This is a genomic window from Pseudomonas sp. FW300-N2F2, from assembly GCF_017351655.1.
Lineage (GTDB): Bacteria > Pseudomonadota > Gammaproteobacteria > Pseudomonadales > Pseudomonadaceae > Aquipseudomonas > Aquipseudomonas fluorescens_AA.
This window is the reverse complement of the sequence record NZ_JACNDQ010000003.1, coordinates 1,189,129-1,210,613: the sequence shown is the minus strand read 5'-3', so window position 1 is coordinate 1,210,613 and position 21,485 is coordinate 1,189,129. Positions and strand designations below refer to the sequence as shown.

At 60.1% G+C, this 21,485-nt stretch carries 23 protein-coding genes; 4 read left to right on the top strand and 19 right to left on the bottom strand.

The features are described 5' to 3' along the window. Window positions 1–2: 2 nt before the first annotated feature. The 11 genes from J4E63_RS31010 to J4E63_RS25970 all read right to left on the bottom strand — a co-directional run bounded on the left by J4E63_RS31010 (window position 3) and on the right by J4E63_RS25970 (window position 8,302). Window positions 3–2,225: a phage tail protein gene (locus J4E63_RS31010; RefSeq protein WP_259334248.1), complete on the bottom strand. Its 2,223-nt coding sequence runs from the start codon at window positions 2,223–2,225 to the stop codon at window positions 3–5. Continuing rightward, entirely contained in the window at window positions 2,226–2,861 is a 636-nt protein-coding gene (locus J4E63_RS26015; RefSeq protein WP_092165883.1) for a phage tail protein I, read from the bottom strand. After that, a complete protein-coding gene (locus J4E63_RS26010; protein WP_207283728.1) occupies window positions 2,858–3,853 on the bottom strand; it encodes a baseplate J/gp47 family protein in 996 nt (331 codons plus the stop codon). Before J4E63_RS26010 ends, J4E63_RS26015 begins: the two co-directional genes overlap by 4 nt. Continuing rightward, on the bottom strand, window positions 3,850–4,182 hold the full coding sequence (locus J4E63_RS26005; RefSeq protein WP_018607976.1) for a hypothetical protein: 333 nt from the start codon (window positions 4,180–4,182) through the stop codon (window positions 3,850–3,852). The genes J4E63_RS26010 and J4E63_RS26005 overlap by 4 nt, the downstream gene beginning before the upstream one ends. Before the next feature lie 11 nt (window positions 4,183–4,193). Then, a complete protein-coding gene (locus tag J4E63_RS26000) occupies window positions 4,194–4,805 on the bottom strand; it encodes a phage baseplate assembly protein V (RefSeq protein ID WP_207283727.1) in 612 nt (203 codons plus the stop codon). Window positions 4,806–4,808: 3 nt separating this feature from the next. Beyond that, window positions 4,809–5,321 (bottom strand): hypothetical protein, encoded by a 513-nt coding sequence (locus J4E63_RS25995; protein ID WP_207283726.1) that lies wholly within the window; start codon window positions 5,319–5,321, stop codon window positions 4,809–4,811. Window positions 5,322–5,357: 36 nt separating this feature from the next. Continuing rightward, complete coding sequence (locus J4E63_RS25990; RefSeq protein WP_123342521.1) at window positions 5,358–5,708, bottom strand: phage holin family protein; 351 nt, start codon at window positions 5,706–5,708, stop codon at window positions 5,358–5,360. 130 nt (window positions 5,709–5,838) lie between these two features. Next, window positions 5,839–6,267, bottom strand: a complete 429-nt coding sequence (locus J4E63_RS25985) for a hypothetical protein (protein WP_207283725.1) — start codon at window positions 6,265–6,267, stop codon at window positions 5,839–5,841. A 58-nt stretch (window positions 6,268–6,325) separates the two neighbouring features. Next, a complete protein-coding gene (locus J4E63_RS25980; RefSeq protein ID WP_207283724.1) occupies window positions 6,326–6,907 on the bottom strand; it encodes a DUF642 domain-containing protein in 582 nt (193 codons plus the stop codon). A 4-nt stretch (window positions 6,908–6,911) separates the two neighbouring features. Next, window positions 6,912–7,100: a Com family DNA-binding transcriptional regulator gene (locus J4E63_RS25975; RefSeq protein WP_192262318.1), complete on the bottom strand. Its 189-nt coding sequence runs from the start codon at window positions 7,098–7,100 to the stop codon at window positions 6,912–6,914. 467 nt (window positions 7,101–7,567) lie between these two features. Next, window positions 7,568–8,302, bottom strand: a complete 735-nt coding sequence (locus J4E63_RS25970) for an XRE family transcriptional regulator (RefSeq protein WP_003198297.1) — start codon at window positions 8,300–8,302, stop codon at window positions 7,568–7,570. Between the two features lie 536 nt (window positions 8,303–8,838). Between J4E63_RS25970 and J4E63_RS25965 the strand changes: the two genes are divergently transcribed. The 3 genes from J4E63_RS25965 (at window position 8,839) to fdxA (ending at window position 12,787) form a co-directional block, all read left to right on the top strand. Continuing rightward, window positions 8,839–9,180 (top strand): DUF6124 family protein, encoded by a 342-nt coding sequence (locus J4E63_RS25965; RefSeq protein ID WP_060738978.1) that lies wholly within the window; start codon window positions 8,839–8,841, stop codon window positions 9,178–9,180. Window positions 9,181–9,753: 573 nt separating this feature from the next. Next, window positions 9,754–12,321: a DNA mismatch repair protein MutS gene (gene mutS / locus J4E63_RS25960; RefSeq protein WP_175459538.1), complete on the top strand. Its 2,568-nt coding sequence runs from the start codon at window positions 9,754–9,756 to the stop codon at window positions 12,319–12,321. A 142-nt stretch (window positions 12,322–12,463) separates the two neighbouring features. Further along, window positions 12,464–12,787: a ferredoxin FdxA gene (gene fdxA, locus J4E63_RS25955; RefSeq protein WP_207283723.1), complete on the top strand. Its 324-nt coding sequence runs from the start codon at window positions 12,464–12,466 to the stop codon at window positions 12,785–12,787. Window positions 12,788–13,280: 493 nt separating this feature from the next. Here the strand turns inward: fdxA and rpoS are convergent, their stop codons facing one another. The 8 genes from rpoS to J4E63_RS25915 all read right to left on the bottom strand — a co-directional run bounded on the left by rpoS (window position 13,281) and on the right by J4E63_RS25915 (window position 20,404). Beyond that, entirely contained in the window at window positions 13,281–14,288 is a 1,008-nt protein-coding gene (gene rpoS / locus J4E63_RS25950; RefSeq protein ID WP_047227588.1) for an RNA polymerase sigma factor RpoS, read from the bottom strand. 106 nt (window positions 14,289–14,394) lie between these two features. Further along, window positions 14,395–15,240 carry a peptidoglycan DD-metalloendopeptidase family protein gene (locus tag J4E63_RS25945; protein WP_060738980.1) on the bottom strand — a complete coding sequence of 282 codons (846 nt, stop codon included), beginning with the start codon at window positions 15,238–15,240 and terminating at the stop codon, window positions 14,395–14,397. Between the two features lie 211 nt (window positions 15,241–15,451). Continuing rightward, window positions 15,452–16,087 (bottom strand): protein-L-isoaspartate(D-aspartate) O-methyltransferase, encoded by a 636-nt coding sequence (locus J4E63_RS25940; RefSeq protein WP_161796107.1) that lies wholly within the window; start codon window positions 16,085–16,087, stop codon window positions 15,452–15,454. 41 nt (window positions 16,088–16,128) lie between these two features. Continuing rightward, window positions 16,129–16,878 carry a 5'/3'-nucleotidase SurE gene (surE, locus tag J4E63_RS25935; RefSeq protein ID WP_207283722.1) on the bottom strand — a complete coding sequence of 250 codons (750 nt, stop codon included), beginning with the start codon at window positions 16,876–16,878 and terminating at the stop codon, window positions 16,129–16,131. Beyond that, window positions 16,866–17,924 (bottom strand): tRNA pseudouridine(13) synthase TruD, encoded by a 1,059-nt coding sequence (gene truD, locus J4E63_RS25930; protein ID WP_103308750.1) that lies wholly within the window; start codon window positions 17,922–17,924, stop codon window positions 16,866–16,868. The genes surE and truD overlap by 13 nt, the downstream gene beginning before the upstream one ends. Then, window positions 17,921–18,394: a 2-C-methyl-D-erythritol 2,4-cyclodiphosphate synthase gene (gene ispF, locus J4E63_RS25925; protein WP_192262321.1), complete on the bottom strand. Its 474-nt coding sequence runs from the start codon at window positions 18,392–18,394 to the stop codon at window positions 17,921–17,923. Before ispF ends, truD begins: the two co-directional genes overlap by 4 nt. A 43-nt stretch (window positions 18,395–18,437) precedes the next feature. Then, a complete protein-coding gene (fghA, locus tag J4E63_RS25920) occupies window positions 18,438–19,283 on the bottom strand; it encodes an S-formylglutathione hydrolase (RefSeq protein ID WP_192262322.1) in 846 nt (281 codons plus the stop codon). 8 nt (window positions 19,284–19,291) lie between these two features. Then, window positions 19,292–20,404, bottom strand: a complete 1,113-nt coding sequence (locus J4E63_RS25915; RefSeq protein ID WP_207283721.1) for an S-(hydroxymethyl)glutathione dehydrogenase/class III alcohol dehydrogenase — start codon at window positions 20,402–20,404, stop codon at window positions 19,292–19,294. Between the two features lie 107 nt (window positions 20,405–20,511). On the opposite strand from J4E63_RS25915, the gene J4E63_RS25910 reads away from it, so the two are divergent. Next, window positions 20,512–21,408 carry a LysR substrate-binding domain-containing protein gene (locus J4E63_RS25910; RefSeq protein ID WP_207283720.1) on the top strand — a complete coding sequence of 299 codons (897 nt, stop codon included), beginning with the start codon at window positions 20,512–20,514 and terminating at the stop codon, window positions 21,406–21,408. Window positions 21,409–21,485 lie beyond the last annotated feature (77 nt).

Below are 21,485 nucleotides of genomic sequence, written 5' to 3'. Positions count from 1 at the left end.
GATCAATATCCCCAATATTCCCAGGTTCCAACGGTATTGCTGAGTGACACGGTGGAATTATTATTCACACAGACAGCGATAGAGGTCCTTGAAGAACCGTTAGGACGAGGCTGAGCATTCGACAAGCCTTGGCTATGGACTGCCCCTGAACCGGAAAGAAGTCCGTTTGGAAACGCTTTAGGTAGTGTGATAGTTAGGGTTGTATAAGCACCGCTCGCAATACTAGAGGCCGCGTTGAAGGTGCCCCATTGGCGAATCAGTCCACCCGGATAGTGCTGATATCCGCTCGCGCCGACCGATGCTTTGAAATCTTCATTGGTCACCCCTACCAGCCAAGCGGTCCACTCCCCCGCGTTTTGCATGACGCGCACGGCAAAGATCGGCGTCTGACCGCTGGACAAGCCTCCAGTAATCCGCTGAACCAGGTAGTTGTTACTAGCGTAGCCCTCGACAACAAGGCTGTAACGGACCGACGGAGACCAACCTGTCGGCAGGTTTAACAAGCCAGACAATGGAGTCAGATAATTACCGGGATTCAGATAATCATTCATATCGACATCAGTGCTTAGAAACCCGCGACCAACCCCAAAAGCGCCCGTCGTCAACATCGCACCAGGGGTAAAATCAAGCGGGTTAGCCTGTTTTGGCGTGTTGTTGCTACTCCATATCTGCGCCCAAGGAGTCCAGACTCCATTAGCAGTGCGCGTACGTATGCAGGTGATCGGCAGGATGGAATTCACCAAAGAATCCCAAACTTGCGTAGCCATGTTGCTGCTGCCGCGCTCCATGTGGAATACGGTGCCATTGGGGATCTGTCCCGTGCCTTGCTGGGCAGGGTATTCTGGCTTTGTTCCGGTGGTCGAAGCGCTAACCATGAACACGCCATTTTCTACGAGGTTGTCGATATTACCGGTGTAGCTGTAACCAGAAGCGCCCAGACCATAACGAGCCATGATGGCCCGAACCCCTCCATTGAATGTACTAGACAACGCATCCGGCACCGATCCGTTCTCCGCATACCAAGTGATGCCCGCGCCAGTGGACAACGTGATGCTGTCCATTGTCTTGAGCACCAACTGATTGGCGGCAATACCCGCTACATAATCCGTACCCTGCAGGACGATGGTTACGGTACCGCTCGACACGTTAAGTAGGTTGATAGTGCCGCCATTGAACCCCGTGCTTGCCTTCGGCAACGTGATATTCACCGGGTTGGCCGAGTTGATGATGAACGACCTACCGAACGCATCCGCAGTCAGAACGGTACTTGCGTCCAGCCCACCAACGCTTGAATGGTTACCGAGTGCGCGTTGCACAAACGCAGTCGTCGCGAGTTGCTGATTGTTGGTGCTGACCGGTGCAGTCGGAGCCGTCGGGACGCCCAGCAACGCGGGCGAATTGAGCGGCGCAAACCCTTGAGTGATGTTCTGAAACACCAACCCCGTAGCGCCCAACACAATCACACCATCGGTAACCAACTGCCAGATCGTGTTGGCAAGCGTCGCGCCCTCCTCCACCGAGACAATCAACCCCGAAGTCACGTCGACGCTCGCATCGGCATCCTTTGCCCGAACCCAAGCGCCGTTCGCAACCACGTAGATACCGTTGTCTTTCGCCAAGGTCTGGGACTTGACCAGGACCCGATTCCCAGCGATCACCGCAACACCATCGATGGCTTGCGCGCCACTCAAGACAATGTTGGCCGTCGTCGCCACCCGCACGGACTGTTTCCTGTCGAGCTTGGCCAATTCGTCGGCAACGTAGCTGGCAACCCAGGCCCGAGTCGCCTTGACCACCGTATCGTCGATAAGCAACGTCACCAGCTCGGCATTGCTGGTCTCAAAGATCGAGCGAATGTAGAACTCTTTCCCCGAACCGGACGTTGCCAGAATCGGCTTGAACGACTCCGGGTATTTGACGATGGCGTACAGGATGCCCGTATCCGTCCAGATCCCGGCCTCTCGCACATACCAGCCACCTACATCAGAAGGGATGGTGACCTCGGCCAGCAACCAGCTCGGGTTGGTTTCATCCTGGAACAGCGCATTGAGCGGCCCACGCCAGACTTCGCGCTTGAGTGCCGTCGCCGTTGCGGCCGGGTTGTATTCCGCGCCGCCGCCGTCACCAACGGAAATCTGCGACAGCTTGATGGGTGTGCCCGCTGCTTTGCAGGCGGTTTCGTAGGCGATCCCCGCATCGGTGAGCAGGGTGTAGTAGTCGGCCATTTAGGACCCCTGTGGATAAATAGTGGAGGTTTCGACGGTGTAGAGCCCAGCGGCCATGAAGGCCTGGCCCGAGGCTTCGAGCCCTTCGATGACAACCGGATAAACCGTGGTCAGTTCGCCGCACAGCGTCGCGGCGCCGATGACGTGCCTGCCGAAGGCCCTCAAGCCAACAGACACCGTCAAGGTGTCGCGTTCGCTCTTGGCATCGGCCAGGCGACGGTCGAGACGGGCGTCGATGGCTTCGCTGTAGGGTTGCTCGGTAAACGCCCTGACGGAAAAACTGTAGGGCGGGCCCGGTGGCGTTTGCTCATACCAGGCGCGTACTTCAGGCATCAGTTGCAAACCCTTGGCGGCATTTTCCAGCGCCTTTCGCGTCCCGGCCTGCCGGGCGGTGGGCCAGGCGAGTTCAACGGTCAGGCGCTTTTCAACTGCGGGCGCCGCGGAACTCCATTCACTGACCCCGCGGTCTGCTGCGAGATACGGCAGGAATGCGAGGGGCGTGGCCGCCGGGTTCATCAGCTCGGGAAATGGCGGATCGATGCGTTCGAGCAGCCGGGCGAAACCGAGATCCAGGGCCCGTTCCAGTGGCGAACTGTTGATCGGCAGCAGGCTCAGGCGAGGTGTGTCGTCACTCATAACGTGTCCACCTCGACCTCGACGCCCGTGCAGTACGGAGCTTGGAAAGCCGTCGTCACAATCGGTGCAAGCGGTTCGAGAATCTGGAGCTGAACCGCGCCGGCATTGTGCAGCGTGTAGTCGATCCAGCTCGGGTCCACTCGACCTTCCAATCGATGACACGCCTCGGCGTATTCCCGCAATTGCTGTTCGGCGGCAACCTGGGTCAAGCCCGAATCCGGGCCGGCATTGATCTTCGCCACGACGCGGATTTTGTAGGGTTTGATCTGCGCGCCCTGGACAATAACGAGGTCCGTTTCCGGTCGCACATCAGGCCGAGCGAAATGCTGGCGAACACCGTCGAGCAGCGTTTCGGATGGCGTCCCATCACCCTCACGGGACAACACCGTGACCGTGACCTGGCCCGGCGCCGTCCGGCGTGCGTTACCGTCCTTGACCTGCGCCGCACGACCGTCCGGGTCGAAGGTGTAGGTGACTGTCACCACACCGGCCGAGGCGTTTTCCACCTTCACGATGGGCCGTTCCCCCAAGGTAAAAATCTCCCGCCGATACTGCATCCGCGAGCCGGCTGCCGGGGCGTGGGGCGCCAGGTAATAACGCAACCGAGCGTCATCGTCGCTCTCGTAGACCGGTGGGATGGGCGGGAACGCCGCCGGGTCGCCCGGGTCGAGCAACTGACGTTCGAGCCCCATGTCCGCGAGGCGGGCATCGAGGTTGGTTCCGGTGGCCCACCACGCCAGCATCTGCTTGATGCGAGCGTTGTATTTGCGTTCGTGGGTTTGCAGCCGGACACAGAACGCCTCCAGGGCCAGGGTCAGCAGTTCGCTTTCGTTTTCGAGGCTGTCCACCAGCTTCGCCGCGCTGGCGGGAGAGCGTGCGGCGACGTACTCGACCACGAAGGTCTTGAACTCTGCAAGAAGGTCCTCGAATGCTTCGACGGTGACGATAGCCGGTTCCGCCAGTTGGTTCTGGCCGGGTATCAACATGCTCATGTCACCACCTCGAAAGTCTGTTTACGGTTTTTCCAGGTGCCAGCGAAACGCAGCAGCAATCCGGCACCCTGCCGGCTGGCGACAATGACCTGCGGCTCGAAATCATCGATGCCGTTGTCCGGGTTGTAGAACGCTTGGGCCGCGTGGCTCTGGGCGAGGATCAGCAGGTCGTCGCCGAGGTTTTGCCCCAGCAACTGCGTGAGTGCGCAGCCATACAACGGACGCTTCTGGCGAGTGCCCAACGGCGTGGTCAATGCACGGGTGGCGCGCTGCACGAACTGCAGCCAGTCGTCGACCGTGGCGCCGGTATTTCGATCGATTCCAATCATGAGGAAATCTCTTATGCGGTACTGATGACGCGTCCCTGGTGATCCACCACCGGGCCGCTCAGGTGCACACCGGAAGCGTCGAGCCGAATGCCGACGGCGCCGACTTGCAATTCGATGGCCTCGGCTGTCATCGCCAACCGCGACGAGCCAAGGTTCAACTGCAGGGCTTCACGAGAACCGCTGAACGCCGCCGGGCCGTTTTGCCAGTGCAGGACATGGCTGGCGTGGTCGTAGCCGTTTTCCGTACCGTCCTGATAGAGGCGCCGCGTCAGCGAGGCCTGGATCGAGACGGGCGGGAACTGACCGCCGTTGAGGCCGAACAACGCCACCGCCTGCCCGCCGCTCTCGCCGCCGCCATGGTTCAGCAACAGGCACTGCTCGCCCACGGATGGAATCCGCGACTCGCTCTGGGCGCCGGCGCTCGGGTTGAAAAAGCGGATCGCCGGTGTCAGCAACCCGCCATGGCTGACCTTGCAGGTATTGCTGGCCGCATCGACTTCCTGGCAAACGCCGATGCGGCAGAAACTCTCCGCACGTCGATGCAGGTCCTCCAGCTCGGTTTCCATCTGTGCCAGACGCTCGATGATCGGCCCCAGATGCATCCGTAACAACCCATCGAACATGGCTCAGCCCTCGAGTGCGGTGTATTGATCCGGGTCGTCGATGTTCGACACTTCCCAGGTACGGGCAAATTTCGGGATGCCCAACGGGTCCTCCAGCAGCGTCGGGCCGAGGTACAGGGTTTGGTTGAAGGAAAGGCTCCAGGCGCCGTACACCCGTGCTTCGTGGATGAACGTGGATGCGATGCCATCGATTTCCGTGGGCAGATCGCATTGATCGCCCGACAGGCCCCAGCGGTTATCCACGACCAGGTGTTTCAATTCACCGGCCAGATCGCAGGCCTCCCAGCCTGGAACGGCCATGACCACTTGCAGGGAAACCGTCAGGACATGGGCGATACGCCCGTCATTGGCGCGGCTGCCTGACGCATCGCGTTCAATGGCAATCAGCACCCAGGGTTGGTCGTCGGTGCCATCGAACTCCTGAGGGCTACCGACTTTCAAGGTGGGATAAGTGATGCGCAGCGTCTGGGCAATGGCAACAAACAGCTGCGACGGTTTTTCGATAAGGACGGACATTGATCGCCTCCTTGTGTATGGATCAGCGATGTGGGTTCACGGCTGGTCGGGAGGAACGTCCCGCGGTGGCACTTCGCAAACGCCGATCCGCTTGGCGACCCAGCGCTCGTAAAGACCGATCGCCACATCGGCACCGGCCATGGCGGTCAGGCAACCCAGGGCGCAGGCGCTCCAGATCGACATGCCGAGGGCATACAACAGCATGGTTGCCGAAACCCCGCAGACCACGCAGGCACCGGAGCGCAGCACCACGCGGCGCAGCAACGGCCAGCCACGGGCGCCCTCCTTGTCGGCGCGCCACATCTCGCCGGACACCCCGCCCACCAGGGCGAGCACGATGACCAGCCAGATCGGCATGTCCAGCAACGCTTGTTGCTCGTTTGTCATGTCTCGTTTCCTGGGGTGATTAAGATTGGGCGGGGAAGTTGTTTGAAGTTGAAAGAGACGTGGGTCGTTGCAACCCGTTAAGTCACTGGAAGCGGCGTTCAAACGTTTGTCAGGTCATTGAAGGCTGACATCACTTTGGCGCAGCGCAGGTCGCGCCTTTGTAAGTCATGGTGTAGGTGTAGTGTCTGTCCCAAGGCAGCGGCAGCGCACTGGGTGCTGCCCATTCCGCGTAGTTACCCGACATCGAACCTGCGGCGACGAACTTACCCATGGCAATGGTCGCGAGATTGTTGGCGCTCCCTGCACCCGGCATTGGCACACTCCCGTTCCATTGGAGATCGTCCCCGTTCTGGAACCATGCGCCCTTCCAGCCGGCCTGGGAGCTCGAGTACCAGGTATTGTCTTCTTTGAAACAGATCGTTTGGTTGGCATAAAAACCGCCACCCGGAACATGGTAGGAAGCGAATTGCCAGGAACCGACAGGCGAGGTTTCGGCAAACGCGTGGAGGGCCTGGGTCGCCAGGACGGCTGCGAGCAGCACGCTGAGCAATTTTTTCATTAATTGATTTCCTTTGGATAATTAAGCTTGACGGGATCGTGCGTAAGGCCAGCGACGTTTACAGTCGCTCGACAATGACGTTGTCGATAAAGGCGAAGTGAGCATTCGGATCCTGCTCATTCCAGAAGCTCAACGTGGTTTGATCGCTCACGGCGGTGAAATCGTAGGTTTTGGTTTCCCATACGGTCGCATCACTGGTGGCGACAGGGGTGTCGAAACGGGTGGTCTGGCCTGCCACCTTGACGTTGATGATGCCGGTCCCCGTGCGGTTCACGTACCTGGAACTGCCGGCACTGAACGTCAGGCGATAACGTGCGCCTACTACCGTATTGATGTTCTGCTGGATGCCACCGCCGTTTTGATAGGTGTAGTTGGCGAGATCGACGCTCATTACACCTTCGGCGGCGACCGAGCTGCCAATGGCAGCTCTGACATTGATGTACTCCACGCCTGACAGAAACGTGGTCCAACCGGTCACGAAGTCGGCTTGGGCCGGGGTATTCAGTACGCAGTCATTGCCACAACCTGGGGTTTCAAAGCTGCCGTTCACAACCAGGTTGGCTGCGAAGGCAGCACCGCTGGCCGCCAACAGCGCCATGGACAGAACGAACGAGCCGATAAGACGTTTGATTTTTTTCATGCGTTCACCTTAAGAGTCGATGTTTTTGCGCGGAGCATTCCGCATCCATGTCGCTCAAAGGCGATAACTCGAGGCTCAGGGCCTTCCCATGATTCAACGTCCCACACCGGGAACATTTGATCTGGAGTTCGGTGTTCTCGCCCACGCGGGCCAGAAGTCGTTTGCAGTGACCGCATCTGAAATCCTTCAGCATTGAAAGCCCTCCATTGGCGGCGGTGATGTGGTTGAACGCACCTCACGGTGCAGGCATTCCAAAAAGCCCGGTTGCCCAGGCTTTTCAGTAATGCGCTTGATCTTTCGGCGCGACTGGCGCGGTACGGATCCATTCAAATTGTTCCTCCGGCCGCGGTCCCTGCCCGCCGGATAACTGCTTCTGGTGCTTTACGCTGCACACCCGGGTCAGTTGCCAACCCTCTGAACCGTTAAGGCCGGTTCATCGCTGCCTGTTGGTGGAACTAAAGAGCTTTGTTGCCAGCCGCTTTGTCGAGCGGCTTGGACACAGAATATGCATGGATGCATATACAGTCAATGCGTAAATGCATTTATTTATGCACAAAAAATGCGTAGGCGCATAAGCCCCTCGTAAATACAGGGGTTGAGGGCTTTCGGGAGACGAAAAAAAACCCGCAAGGCGGCGGGTTTTATCTGACAGCGGAGGGGTTAACGGGCGTACATGCCCCACCAGAAGACGTGACCGAGGATGACGATTTGCTCGTCCTGCATTTCCTGGAACGTGTAGTCCTCATCCGGATGTTCGTCGCGGTTGAAGCTGCGCAGGCGGATGCCGGTGGGCAGGCGATAAAGCTGCTTCACCCGCAGTTGGCCGTTGTGATTGATGGCGTAGAGGTCACCGTCGACGATGTCGCCGATCCCGCATTTGCCTGCGTTCACCCCGACCGTGGCACCGTCGCGCAGCACCGGCAACATACTGTTGCCGCGCACCGTCACGCACTTGGCCTGGTCGAACTGCACGCCGTTATGGCGCAGGCTGCGCTTGCCGAAGCGCAAGCTTGAGCGCTCGCTTTCCTCGATGACGAATCTTCCTGATCCAGCAGCCAATTCAACCTCGCGCAGAAAAGGGACCGACACTTCGTCTTCTTCGACGGGTGTTTCGTCGTCCCACAGGCTTATGTCCTTGAGTTCGGAATGCGGCTCATCGCGGCGAGCATTGCCGGCGGGCACAACGTCCGCGCGCCCGCGCAACTGGTCGGTGCTCACGGCAAAATATTCGGCGATCTTCGAGATGTGTTTATCCGAAGGGTCGACGATCTTGCCGCTGAGGATCCGCGAGAGGGTGGACTGAGGCACGCCGGTACGCCGGTGAAGCTCCGTGGGGGAGATCCCGTGCTGATCGAGCAATGCTCTTAATACGGTAGAAACGTTGCGTTTTTGCATAACGCGCATAGTGCTTGTTCTTTTCGCAGAAGACAAATGCTGTTTTGCATAAATAGGCAATGCAGGCCTTTTGAATTCATTGTGGCGAGGGAGCTTGCTCCCGCTTGGGTGCGCAGCGCCCACAAAAAGGGTCTGCTGCGCAGCCCAGCGGGAGCAAGCTCCCTCGCCACGGAATCGCCCTACACTCCCTTAGGAAAAGGCTCCGCCCCCGTCCTTCAAATGTGCGACACCAGGCTACATCGCCTTGCGCCTCTGCCTACAACTGCGCCAGAATCCGCCGGCTTGTCCACCTTGGATCCCATCGGTACTTTGGACTCGTCACTGCCCATCAGTGATCGGGTTTAGTCGCTCGGTATTCCAAGGTGCTCATTGCTCCATTCAGTCAGGTACTTCTATTCCTGCGCTTGATGGTAGCTGTGCGCAGGGCGCCCTCGGGCGCGCCGGTTTCTTGGATCCCCGGTCGACTAACCTGCGTACAGCTGCCGCCCCTCGTTTAGTCGCGAGTGAGCGGTGGCTCAACTTCAAGGATCCATAGAATGCCGAAGAACACTCCAAATCCCCCGGACGATCACGTCTCCCGCAACACCAAGAAACTCGATGACGCGGCCACCCGCGCCCTGGACTATTACCTCAAGCCGAAAGCCGACAAAGAAACCTGCGACACACCCGACACCCTTTTCATCATCGCCCCCGACATCGACGCCGAGTGCCTGCTCGCCAACCTCAGCGAAACCCTGGCCTCGGCCAATGCGATGGTCAGTGACCTGGCGTTCGACCTGGAGGGCTCACGACGACATATCGCGTTGGGGGTCCAACAGATGATTGAGCTGGGCCAATTGCTGGCGAATCGGGCGTTGGATGTGGTTGAAGTGAGGTAGGCCTTCTAAGAGAAGCCCGAGCAATCACTGTGGGAGCGAGCTTGCTCGCGATAGCGGTAGTCCAGTTACCACCAAGTTGTATTGGCAGCCGTCATCGCGAGCAAGCTCGCTCCCACAGGGGAAACGCGGTCCCACCAAGAATCAGGTCGGCTATCAGGCCGCCTCGCGGTGGACGTTGATCTCGGCGCCCCATTAACCACGCTGGCTGAACGAAGGTATTGCGCAGTGGGCAACCCGGCATGGATGCCGGGTTAGCCGCGCTGGGCCATGGATGGCCCTTCGCGGCGGCCCACGGAGCAATGCCTTCGTTCAGGCATGCCGAGCCTAGGCGAGGCACCGAGTGGTGGGGCAAAAGCGCTTTGCTTACTTTCGCGCTCTTCGAAAGTGAGCCGCCGTAAGGGCGGAACCATAAGTAGCCGTTGCCGCAGCAACGGATATGCACACAATCCCAAACGCTGGGTAGCACCAGACCGCCCATGTTAACCTTGCGCCCATCGCGGAAAAGCCGGGCCAATGCCCCTCCTTTTGCCCCACACCTTTCAACGAGCTTCCCTGACACCCATGAATACAGCCGTGAACGACCTGTCCTCCCACACCCCGATGATGCAGCAATACTGGCGCCTGAAGAATCAGCACCCCGACCAGCTGATGTTCTACCGCATGGGCGACTTCTACGAGATCTTCTACGAGGACGCGAAGAAGGCCGCCAAGCTGTTGGACATCACCCTGACGGCGCGTGGGCAATCGGCAGGCATGGCGATTCCGATGTGTGGGATTCCTTACCACGCGGCGGAAGGTTACCTGGCGAAGCTGGTCAAGCTCGGCGAATCCGTGGTGATTTGCGAGCAAGTCGGCGACCCGGCCACCAGCAAGGGCCCCGTGGAACGCCAAGTCGTGCGGATCATCACCCCGGGTACGGTCAGTGACGAGGCCTTGCTGGATGAACGCCGGGACAACCTGATCGCCGCGGTGCTGGGGGATGAACGCCTGTTCGGCCTGGCGGTGCTGGACATCACCAGCGGCAATTTCTCGGTGCTGGAAATCAAGGGCTGGGAAAACCTGCTGGCGGAGCTGGAGCGGGTCAATCCGGTGGAGCTGTTGATCCCGGACGACTGGCCCAAAGACCTGCCGGCAGAAAAACGCCGTGGCGTGCGTCGTCGGGCGCCGTGGGATTTCGAGCGTGATTCGGCGCTGAAAAGTCTCTGCCAGCAGTTTTCCACCCAGGACCTCAAGGGCTTCGGCTGCGAAAACCTGACCCTGGCCATTGGCGCGGCCGGTTGCCTGCTGGCCTACGCCAAGGAAACCCAGCGCACCGCCCTGCCCCACTTGCGCAGCCTGCGTCACGAACGCCTGGATGACACCGTGGTGCTGGACGGCGCGAGCCGCCGCAACCTGGAACTGGACACCAACCTGGCCGGCGGGCGCGACAACACGTTGCAATCGGTGGTCGATCGCTGCCAGACCGCCATGGGTAGCCGCCTGCTGACCCGCTGGTTGAATCGGCCGCTGCGGGACCTGACCGTGCTGCTGGCGCGTCAATCCTCCATTACCTGCCTGCTGGATCGTTATCGCTTCGAGCAGTTGCAACCGCAGCTCAAGGAAATCGGTGACATCGAGCGAATCCTCGCCCGTATCGGCCTGCGCAACGCCCGTCCCCGTGACCTGGCGCGCCTGCGCGATGCCCTCGGTGCCTTGCCCGAACTGCAAGTGGCGATGACCGACCTCGAAGCGCCGCACCTGCAACAATTGGCGCGCACCACCAGCACCTACCCGGAACTGGCCGCGCTGCTGGAAAAGGCCATTATCGACAACCCACCGGCGGTGATCCGCGACGGTGGCGTGCTGAAAACCGGCTACGACGCCGAACTCGACGAGTTGCAAGCGCTGAGCGAAAACGCCGGACAGTTCCTGATCGACCTCGAAGCCCGGGAAAAAGCCCGCACCGGCCTGGCCAACCTCAAAGTCGGCTACAACCGCATCCACGGCTACTTCATCGAGCTGCCGAGCAAGCAGGCCGAGCAAGCCCCCGCCGATTATGTTCGCCGCCAGACCCTCAAGGGCGCCGAGCGCTTCATCACCCCGGAACTCAAGGCGTTCGAAGACAAGGCGCTGTCAGCCAAGAGCCGCGCCCTGGCCCGGGAAAAGATGCTCTACGAAGCACTGCTCGAGGACCTCATCAGCCAACTGCCGCCGTTGCAGGACACCGCCGGTGCCTTGGCGGAACTGGATGTGCTGAGCAACCTGGCCGAACGTGCGCTGAACCTGGACCTGAATTGCCCGCGCTTCGTCAGCGAGCCGTGCATGCGCATCAGCCAGGGTCGTCACCCGGTGGTCGAACAAGTACTGACCACGCCGTTCGTGGCCAACGACCTGAGCCTGGACGACAACACCCGCATGCTGGTGATCACCGGTCCGAACATGGGCGGTAAATCCACCTACATGCGCCAGACCGCACTGATCGTGCTGCTGGCCCACATTGGCAGTTTCGTCCCGGCGGCCAGTTGCGAATTGTCCCTGGTGGACCGGATTTTCACCCGGATCGGCTCCAGCGACGACCTGGCCGGTGGGCGTTCGACCTTCATGGTGGAGATGAGCGAAACCGCGAATATCCTGCACAACGCCACCGAGCGCAGCCTGGTGCTGATGGACGAAGTCGGACGTGGCACCAGTACCTTTGACGGCTTGTCCCTGGCCTGGGCAGCAGCCGAACGCCTCGCGCACCTGCGGGCCTACACGTTGTTCGCCACTCACTACTTCGAACTCACCGTATTGCCGGAAAGCCAGCCCCTGGTGGCCAACGTGCACCTCAACGCCACCGAGCACAACGAGCGTATCGTGTTCCTGCACCATGTGCTGCCCGGCCCGGCCAGCCAGAGCTACGGCCTGGCAGTGGCACAACTGGCCGGGGTGCCGAGCGAAGTGATCAGTCGGGCCCGTGAGCACCTGAGCCGCCTGGAAACCACCAGCCTGCCCCACGAAGCGCCACGCCCGACCAAGGGCAAACCGGCCGCACCGCAGCAAAGCGACCTGTTCGCCAGCCTGCCACATCCGGTGCTCGACGAGCTGGCCAAACTCGATCTGGACGACCTGACGCCACGCCGGGCGCTGGATTTACTCTATACATTGAAGACACGGATCTAACGCACAGGCTTTCAAGCTGTTAGAATCTCGCGCGGTTTGGGATGCTGCGGGCTTTTAGCCTGGTTCGCAGACTATCGCTCCCAAACCTTGCGAGCCCACCGTGAAGGGTCTTCGCTGCCGCCGCCTGAGGAGAGAATTAGAAATGACCTTCGTCGTCACCGACAACTGCATCAAGTGCAAGTACACCGATTGTGTAGAAGTCTGTCCGGTGGACTGCTTCTACGAAGGCCCGAACTTCCTGGTCATTCACCCGGACGAGTGCATCGACTGCGCCCTGTGTGAGCCGGAATGCCCTGCCGTGGCCATCTTCTCTGAAGATGAAGTGCCTGCTGGCATGGAGAATTTCATCGAGTTGAACGCCGAACTGGCGGACATCTGGCCGAACATCACCGAGAAAAAAGATTCCCTGCCGGATGCGGCTGAGTGGGATGGCAAGACTGGCAAGCTCGCAGACCTCGAACGCTGATCGTTCCTGCGCTCATCGAAAAGGCCCCTTGCGGGCCTTTTTGCTTTCTCGGATTCAAGAAATCGCAGGCAAAAAAAAGGGGCGGTTTGACCCGCCCACATTTTTTCCCTAATCCCTTTAATCCTATTCATCGTCCTGATGAATCGCGTCCTGCGATGTCCTTCCTTCCCATCATCCTTGACGGGTGTGTCTGTCCGTCGACACAGGACTGATATTAGTATTTTCCCAGGCGAGTGCAACGCGGCTGATACAGGTGGCTTGCTCTGTCACGCCACATTCACAAAATAAAAGTCTTTATAAATCATATAAGTACAAAAAAATAAGGACACTTATAGCTGTCTGTCCCGCCCATGAGGAACCGATCGCTTACGCAACACTAGGCAAAGGCTTACAAGTCGAACCTACAAAAATAGAGCGGCCCTGGAAAAACACCCCTTCGGAAACGGAAAAGCCCCGAACCAGTCGGGGCTTTTCTTGCTGCGCTGCAATCGGGTTATTGAAACAGCGACTCACTCGACAGGCCATTCTTCTCCAGGATCTCCCGGAGACGCTTGAGGCCTTCCACCTGGATCTGCCTGACCCGTTCACGGGTCAAACCAATCTCCAGGCCTACATCTTCAAGGGTGCTGCTTTCATGCCCCCGCAAGCCGAAGCGGCGGATCACCACTTCCCGTTGCTTGTCGGTCAGCTCCGAAAGCCACTGGTCGATGCTCTGGGACAGGTCATCGTCCTGCAACAGCTCGCATGGATCGGTAGGTCGATCATCGGTGAGGGTGTCCAGCAAGGTTTTATCCGAGTCCGGCCCCAGGGAAACGTCCACCGAGGAGACCCGCTCGTTGAGCCCAAGCATGCGCTTGACCTCACCCACCGGTTTTTCCAGCAGGTTGGCGATTTCCTCGGGTGACGGTTCATGGTCGAGTTTCTGGGTCAACTCGCGGGCGGCCCGCAGGTAGACGTTCAGTTCCTTGACCACATGAATCGGCAACCGGATCGTCCGGGTCTGATTCATGATCGCCCGTTCGATGGTCTGGCGGATCCACCAGGTCGCGTAGGTCGAGAAGCGGAAGCCCCGCTCGGGGTCGAATTTCTCGACGGCGCGAATCAGGCCCAGGTTGCCCTCTTCGATCAGGTCCAGCAGCGAAAGCCCACGATTGACGTAGCGTCGGGCGATTTTCACCACCAGGCGCAAGTTGCTTTCAATCATGCGTTTTCGACCGGCCGGGTCGCCACTTTGCGACAGCCGCGCAAAATGAACTTCTTCCTCGGGGGAGAGCAGTGGCGAGAAACCGATTTCATTGAGGTACAACTGGGTGGCGTCGAGCGCCCGGGTGTAATCGATGTACTTATGTTGTTTAAGTGAAGCGGAGTGTCTGGATTTGGCACGAACGGAAGGTGGAGTCGCCCCTTCATCATTCGACATCGAATCCATAGCGATGCCGGTCTCCATAAGGAGAACCTCATCGTCGATGTCAAACTCCGGCACTTCTTTACTGAGAGCCATTGTTATAGTCCTTTGGTGAGTTCGACCTCAAGCTCAAGCGACGCCTTTATCCTTGGCAACGCTGGAGCCTGTTCCCTCTACGTGACGGAACAGGCTGACAATCAAATCAACGACGTGGCAGGAATTGCAGCGGATCGACTGGTTTACCTTGTCGGCGAATCTCAAAGTGCAGTTTCACCCGGTCCGTTCCCGTTGATCCCATTTCGGCAATTGTCTGTCCGACCTTGACCTGCTGCCCCTCCCGAACCAACAGCCTGCGGTTGTGACCGTAGGCACTGACGTAGGTATCGCTGTGTTTGATGATCACGAGTTCGCCGTAGCCCCTCAAACCACTCCCGGCGTACACAACCGTGCCATCAGACGCGGCTAAAACAGGCTGTCCCAAATCCCCGGCGATATCAATTCCTTTATTCAAACTACCGTTTGAAGAGAATTTTCCAATGAGAACGCCATTAGAAGGCCATCCCCAGCCAGTCGGGGCGGGACCCGCAGGAGGCATCGGAGCAGGGGCCGGTTTGCTCGCGACGGACGGTATTACCGCTGTCCCAGACCCCGCCGGCCGGCGAATGACAGTGGTTTTGCTCGACGAGGAAGCCGTCGAACCGGACTGTGTCACCACTGCGGTAGGCGTTGAACCGCTACGGCCATCGAAGCGAATCGTCTGACCGGGGTGAATCGTATAAGGCGCAGGAATGTTGTTGCGTGCCGCGAGGGCCTTGTAGTCCCAGCCGTAGCGAAAAGCGATGGAAAACAGCGTATCGCCGCGACGGACTACATATTGGCCCGTCGTTACCGTAGGACGTTGAGGTGTTGCGCTGTTGCGATCGACAACCCGGACATTGCTCGACGGCGTACTGGAACAACCGACCAGCAAAGTGCTCAAGACAAGGCCAGTCACCAGGCGCTGAAAGCTCGTGATACCCATACGCTGCGCAATGACTGTGAGACTCACCCGCCGCTCCCTTTGTGGTGGCTGAAAAATTGGAGGCTGCCTGTCCAGGCAGCGTTCATACAAATATAGCTGGCAACCACTGCGCCTCTATTAATGAAGCGCAACGCGCCGCCGCACACGTTTGCTCGACGCCATTGGGCTCTGTTCAGCGAATCGGTGCCGCTGTAAGACACAGGCGTGGCCACGGAATTCAGCGCCTGTTTATAAATGCTCAGGCCAACGGTCCATTGAGCAACGGCACGAACCGCACCGCTCCCAGGACGTGTCGCGAAAAACCATGTTCTTCGCGCACGATCAGCATCAGTTGCTGGACTTCACCGGCGCCCACGGGAATGACCAGCCGTCCACCAGGGGCGAGCTGGTCCAGCAGGGCCTGGGGCACGTCGGTGGCCACCGCGGTCACGATGATGCCGTTGTAGGGCGCCAAGGCCGGCCACCCTTCCCAGCCATCGCCCCAACGAAACACCACGTTGCGCAGGTTCAGCTCCACCAGGCGTTCCTTGGCGCGATCCTGCAGCACCTTGATCCGCTCGACGGAAAACACCCGCTCGACCAGCTGCGACAACACCGCCGTCTGGTAACCCGAACCGGTACCGATCTCCAGCACCTTGTCCAGCGGCCCGGCCTCCAGCAGCAACTCGCTCATGCGGGCCACCATGTAAGGCTGGGAAATGGTCTGGTTGTGGCCGATGGGCAACGCCGTGTCTTCATAGGCCCGATGGGCCAAGGCTTCATCGACGAACAGGTGCCGCGGCGTGCGGCGAATCACCTCCAACACCTGGGCGTTGGACAGCCCCTCTTCGTAGAGACGCTGGATCAGTCGTTCACGGGTCCGCTGGGAGGTCATGCCAATCCCGCGGCGCATCATATCGTCTTGCTCACGAGCCATCAGCGCAGCCCCTCCAGCCAGCCATCGAGACTTCGAAAGGCGTCATTGAAGGTGCGGTCCAACTGCAACGGCGTGATCGAGACATAACCTTGCATCACCGCATGGAAGTCGGTGCCCGGCCCGCCGTCCTCCGCATCCCCGGCGGCGGCGATCCAGTAGCCGGCCTTGCCGCGTGGGTCGACCACGTGCATGGGCCTGGCAGCGCGGGCGCGGTGGCCCAGGCGAGTGAGCTGGATGCCACGGATATGATCGAGTGGCAGATTCGGGATATTCACGTTCAACACCGTACGTGGCGGCAGGTCCAGCGCACCGTGGGCTTCGACCAATTTACGGGCGAAGTAGGCGGCGGTCGGCAAGTTGTCGACCTGGCGTGAAACAAAGGAAAAGGCGAACGACGTTTTCCCCAGGAAGCGACCTTCCAGAGCAGCGGCGACCGTGCCGGAATACAGCACGTCATCGCCCAGGTTGGCGCCCAGGTTGATGCCCGATACCACCATGTCCGGCTCGCGCTCCAGCAAGCCGTTGAGGCCCAGGTGCACGCAATCGGTCGGGGTCCCGTTGAGGCTGATGAAACCGTTATCCAGATAGCAGGGGTGCAACGGACGGTCGAGCGTCAGCGAGCTGCTGGCGCCGCTTTTGTCCTGGTCCGGAGCGATTACCACGCACTCGGCAAAATCCGCCAGCGCAGCATAAAGCGCGGCAAGACCGGGTGCTGTCACCCCGTCGTCGTTAGAAATCAGAATACGCATGGGCTGTCCGTCTGCCCCACCGGCACCAGATCGACGAGTTCGCGCACCAAGACAGTGGCGAAACATCCGGCCGGCAGGACGAATTCCAATTGCAGAATGTCAGGCTGGGGATAATGCCACGACAGCCCGCCAATGGGCAGTCGCAGGATGCGACGTTCGTGACTCATTCCCGCGTTTATCAACCAGTCCCGCAGATCGGCCTCGCCCTCGGCGATGGCCTGTTCCAACTCAAAGGTCGCGCCAGCGGCAGGCGATGGTCCCTCACCCCACTGCGGCCCGGTCGGGTGTAGATCGAGGATCGCCAGGCGTGGGTCGCTGCATTCAGCCTCACCGGCCGGGAAAAAACTGCGGCTGTCAGTGAAGGCCAGCAAGTCGCCGACCTGCGCTTGTTGCCAGGTGCCATCGGCGACCCGCGCCGCCAACACCCGGTTGAACAGGAAGCTGCGGGCGGTGGACAACAGTCGCGAGCGTACATTGCGCTGTTCCGGCAAGGCCTTGCGCGCCGCCCAGGCACGGGCGTCGGCGACATTACCGCCGTCATGGCCGAAGCGCTGGGCGCCGAAATAATTGGGGATACCCTGGCGCATGATCTGTTGCAGCCGCGCCTCGATGGCGGCCACGTCCCCCTTGAACTGGGTCAGGCGCAGGGTGAAGCCATTGGCCGAGTGCGCGCCGCGTTGCAGCTTGCGTCGATGCCGGCCGGTCTTGAGGATCTTCAGCGTGTCGTTCTGCGCCGCCGACAGGTCGGGATCGGCCTTGCCCGGCAGTTGGACGCTGAACCACTGGCGGGTCAAGGCCTGGCGATCCTTGAGCCCGGCGTAGCTGACGGTGCGCAACGGCACGCCGGCGGCCTTGGCGATGCGCCGGGCGGCCTCTTCAGTGTTCAGGCCGCGCTTTTCCACCCAGATCCACAAATGCTCGCCATCGCCCGTCAACGGGATATCGAGCACTTCGTCGACCTGGAAATCTTCAGCGGTGGCCTTGAGGACCGCACTGCCCAGCGATGGGCCGTAGGCACGCGGCCCCAACAGTTCCAGTTCGGTCATGGGCGCAGCAACAAGGCAACGGAATGGACGGCGATGCCTTCTTCACGGCCGACGAAGCCAAGCTTTTCGGTGGTGGTGGCCTTGACGTTCACTTGGTCCAGCTCAACTTGAAGATCCTCGGCGATCAGGCGACGCATCGACTCGATGTGCGGCGCCATCTTGGGCGCCTGGGCGACAATGGTGTTGTCGACATTGCCGACTTTCCAGCCCTTGGCATGGATCAGCGAGACCACATGACGCAACAGCACACGGCTGTCGGCGCCCTTGAATTGCGGGTCGGTGTCGGGGAAGTGCTTGCCGATGTCACCCAGCGCCGCGGCGCCGAGCAAGGCATCGCTCAAGGCATGCAGCAGGACATCACCGTCAGAATGCGCGAGCAGCCCGAAGCCGTGTGCGATCCGCACGCCGCCCAGAGTAATGAAGTCGCCTTCAGCGAAACGGTGAACATCGTAGCCGTGGCCAATACGCATAAAAAAACGCCCCGATTTTTGTCAGGGCGTGATTCTACCTGCATTAGGCGTTTAGAGCGCGCGCATGATGCTGCAAGTGGTCGTCAATGAAGCTGGCGATGAAGAAGTAGCTGTGGTCGTAGCCCGGTTGCAGGCGCAACTCCAACGGATGGCCGGCGGACTTCGCCGCCTGTTGCAAGGCTTCGGGCTTGAGCTGGTTGGCCAGGAAATCATCGCGATCGCCCTGGTCCACCAGCAATGGCAGCTTCTCCTGCGCCTCGGCAATCAATGCACAGGCATCCCATTCCCGCCATTTCGAGCGGTCTTCTCCCAAGTAGCGGGAGAACGCCTTCTGGCCCCAAGGGCAATCCATTGGATTGTTGATCGGCGAAAAAGCCGACACCGAACCGTAACGCCCCGGGTTGCGCAAGGCGCAGACCAGCGCACCGTGACCGCCCATGGAGTGGCCACTGATGCCGCGCTTGTCCGAAGCCGGGAAATGCGCTTCGACCAGCGCCGGCAATTCCTGCACCACGTAGTCATGCATCCGATAGTGCCGCGCCCATGGATCCTGCGTGGCGTTCAGATAAAAGCCCGCCCCCAGGCCGAAGTCCCAGGCATTGTCCGGATCGCCCGGCACGTCGGCACCACGAGGGCTGGTATCCGGCGCGACGATGATCAGGCCCAGCTCGGCGGCCATGCGCTGGGCGCCGGCCTTTTGCATGAAGTTCTCGTCGGTGCAGGTCAGCCCGGACAACCAATACAGCACCGGCAACTTGCCGCCCTGCTCGGCTTGCGGTGGCAGGTACACGGCAAACACCATGTCACAACCAAGCACCTCGGAACGGTGCCGGTAGCGCTTGTGCCAGCCGCCAAAGCTTTTCTGGCAAGAAATGTTTTCCAGACTCATGACCGACCTCAGAAATGGATAACGGTGCGGATGCTCTTGCCTTCATGCATCAGGTCGAACGCCTTGTTGATATCTTCCAGGCCCATGGTGTGGGTGATGAAGGTATCCAGCGGGATCTCGCCCTTCTCGGCCATTTCCACGTAGCTTGGCAATTCGCTGCGCCCGCGTACGCCGCCAAAGGCCGAACCCCGCCAGACGCGCCCGGTCACCAACTGGAATGGACGGGTAGCGATTTCCTGCCCGGCCCCGGCCACGCCGATGATCACCGACTCGCCCCAGCCCTTGTGGCAGCATTCCAGCGCGGCGCGCATCAACTGGACATTCCCGATGCATTCGAAGGAGAAGTCCACGCCGCCATCGGTCATGTCGACGATGACTTCCTGGATCGGACGATCGAAGTCTTTCGGGTTGACGCAATCGGTGGCGCCCAGTTGCGTGGCGATTTCGAACTTGGCCGGGTTGATGTCGATGGCGATGATCCGCGCGGCCTTGGCCTTCACGGCGCCGATCACGGCCGACAGGCCAATGCCGCCCAGGCCGAAGATCGCCACGGTGTCACCCGGCTTGACCTTGGCGGTGTTGAGCACCGCGCCGATACCGGTGGTGACGCCACAACCCAGCAGACAGACTTTTTCCAGCGGCGCTTCTTTTGGAATCTTCGCGACGGAGATTTCCGGCAGCACGGTGTACTCGGAGAACGTCGAGGTGCCCATGTAGTGGAAAATCGTCTCGCCCTTGTAGGAAAAACGCGAAGTACCATCCGGCATCAGGCCTTTGCCCTGGGTGGCGCGAATCGCCTGGCAGAGGTTGGTCTTGCCCGACTTACAGAATTTGCACTGGCCGCACTCCGGCGTGTACAGCGGGATCACATGGTCGCCCACCGCCACCGAAGTCACGCCTTCGCCGATGGCTTCGACAATGGCGCCGCCTTCATGACCCAGGATCGACGGGAAGATCCCTTCCGGGTCGGCGCCCGACAAGGTATAGGCGTCGGTGTGGCAGACACCGGAAGCCACCACGCGCAACAGCACCTCGCCCGCCTTGGGCATGGCGACGTCGACTTCAACGATTTCCAGGGGTTTCTTGGCCTCGAAGGCAACGGCAGCGCGTGATTTGATCATTCCGGGACTCCAGCAAATAAATACAAGACCGGGAGTGTAATCCTCCGCCGGACAATGAATAATCCAGCCAAAAGCAAAACATTATTGCTGTACAGGGATAATCCTACATGTCCGATAACCGCTGGGAAGGCATCGACGAGTTTGTGGCCGTGGCCGAATGCAGCCAATTCACCGCTGCCGCCGAGCGTCTCGGGGTTTCGTCCTCCCATATCAGTCGACAAATCGTACGGCTCGAAGAGCGTCTACAGACACGCTTGCTGTACCGCAGCACCCGCCGGGTGACCCTGACCGAAGCCGGACAAACTTTTTTGCAGCATTGCCAGCGTCTGCAGGATGGACGCGAAGAAGCACTGCGAGCCGTCGGCGACCTGACCAGCGAACCCAAGGGCATGCTCCGCATGACCTGTGCCGTGGCCTATGGCGAACGGTTTATCGTGCCCCTGGTGACGCGGTTCATGGGGCTCTACCCGCAGCTGCGGGTCGACATCGAGCTGAGCAATCGCCCGCTGGACCTGGTGCATGAGAGCCTGGACCTGGCAATTCGCCTGGGTCGCTTGCAGGACTCCCGCCTGGTCGCCACGCGCCTGGCCCCCCGGCGCATGTACTTGTGCGCCTCACCCTCTTACCTGGAACGCTATGGCCGGCCCCACAGCGTGTCGGAACTGAGCCGCCACAATTGCCTGATCGGCAGCTCCGACATCTGGCAACTGGAGCAGAACGGGCGGGAATTTTCCCAACGGGTGCAGGGTAATTGGCGCTGCAACAGTGGGCAGGCAGTGCTCGATGCGGCGCTGCAAGGGGTGGGGTTGTGTCAGTTACCGGATTATTACGTGCTGGAGCATTTGCACAGTGGTGCGTTGATCTCGCTGTTGGAAGCCCATCAGCCGCCGAATACGGCGGTGTGGGCGTTGTATCCACAGCAGCGGCATCTGTCGCCGAAGGTGCGCAAGTTGGTGGAATATTTGAAGGAGGGGTTGGCGCAGCGGCCGGAGTATCGGGGATGACAGTGAATTTTATGTTGCCTGAACGATTGGTATCGCGAGCAAGCTCGCTCCCACAGGGGTTTATCGTCGAATGATGG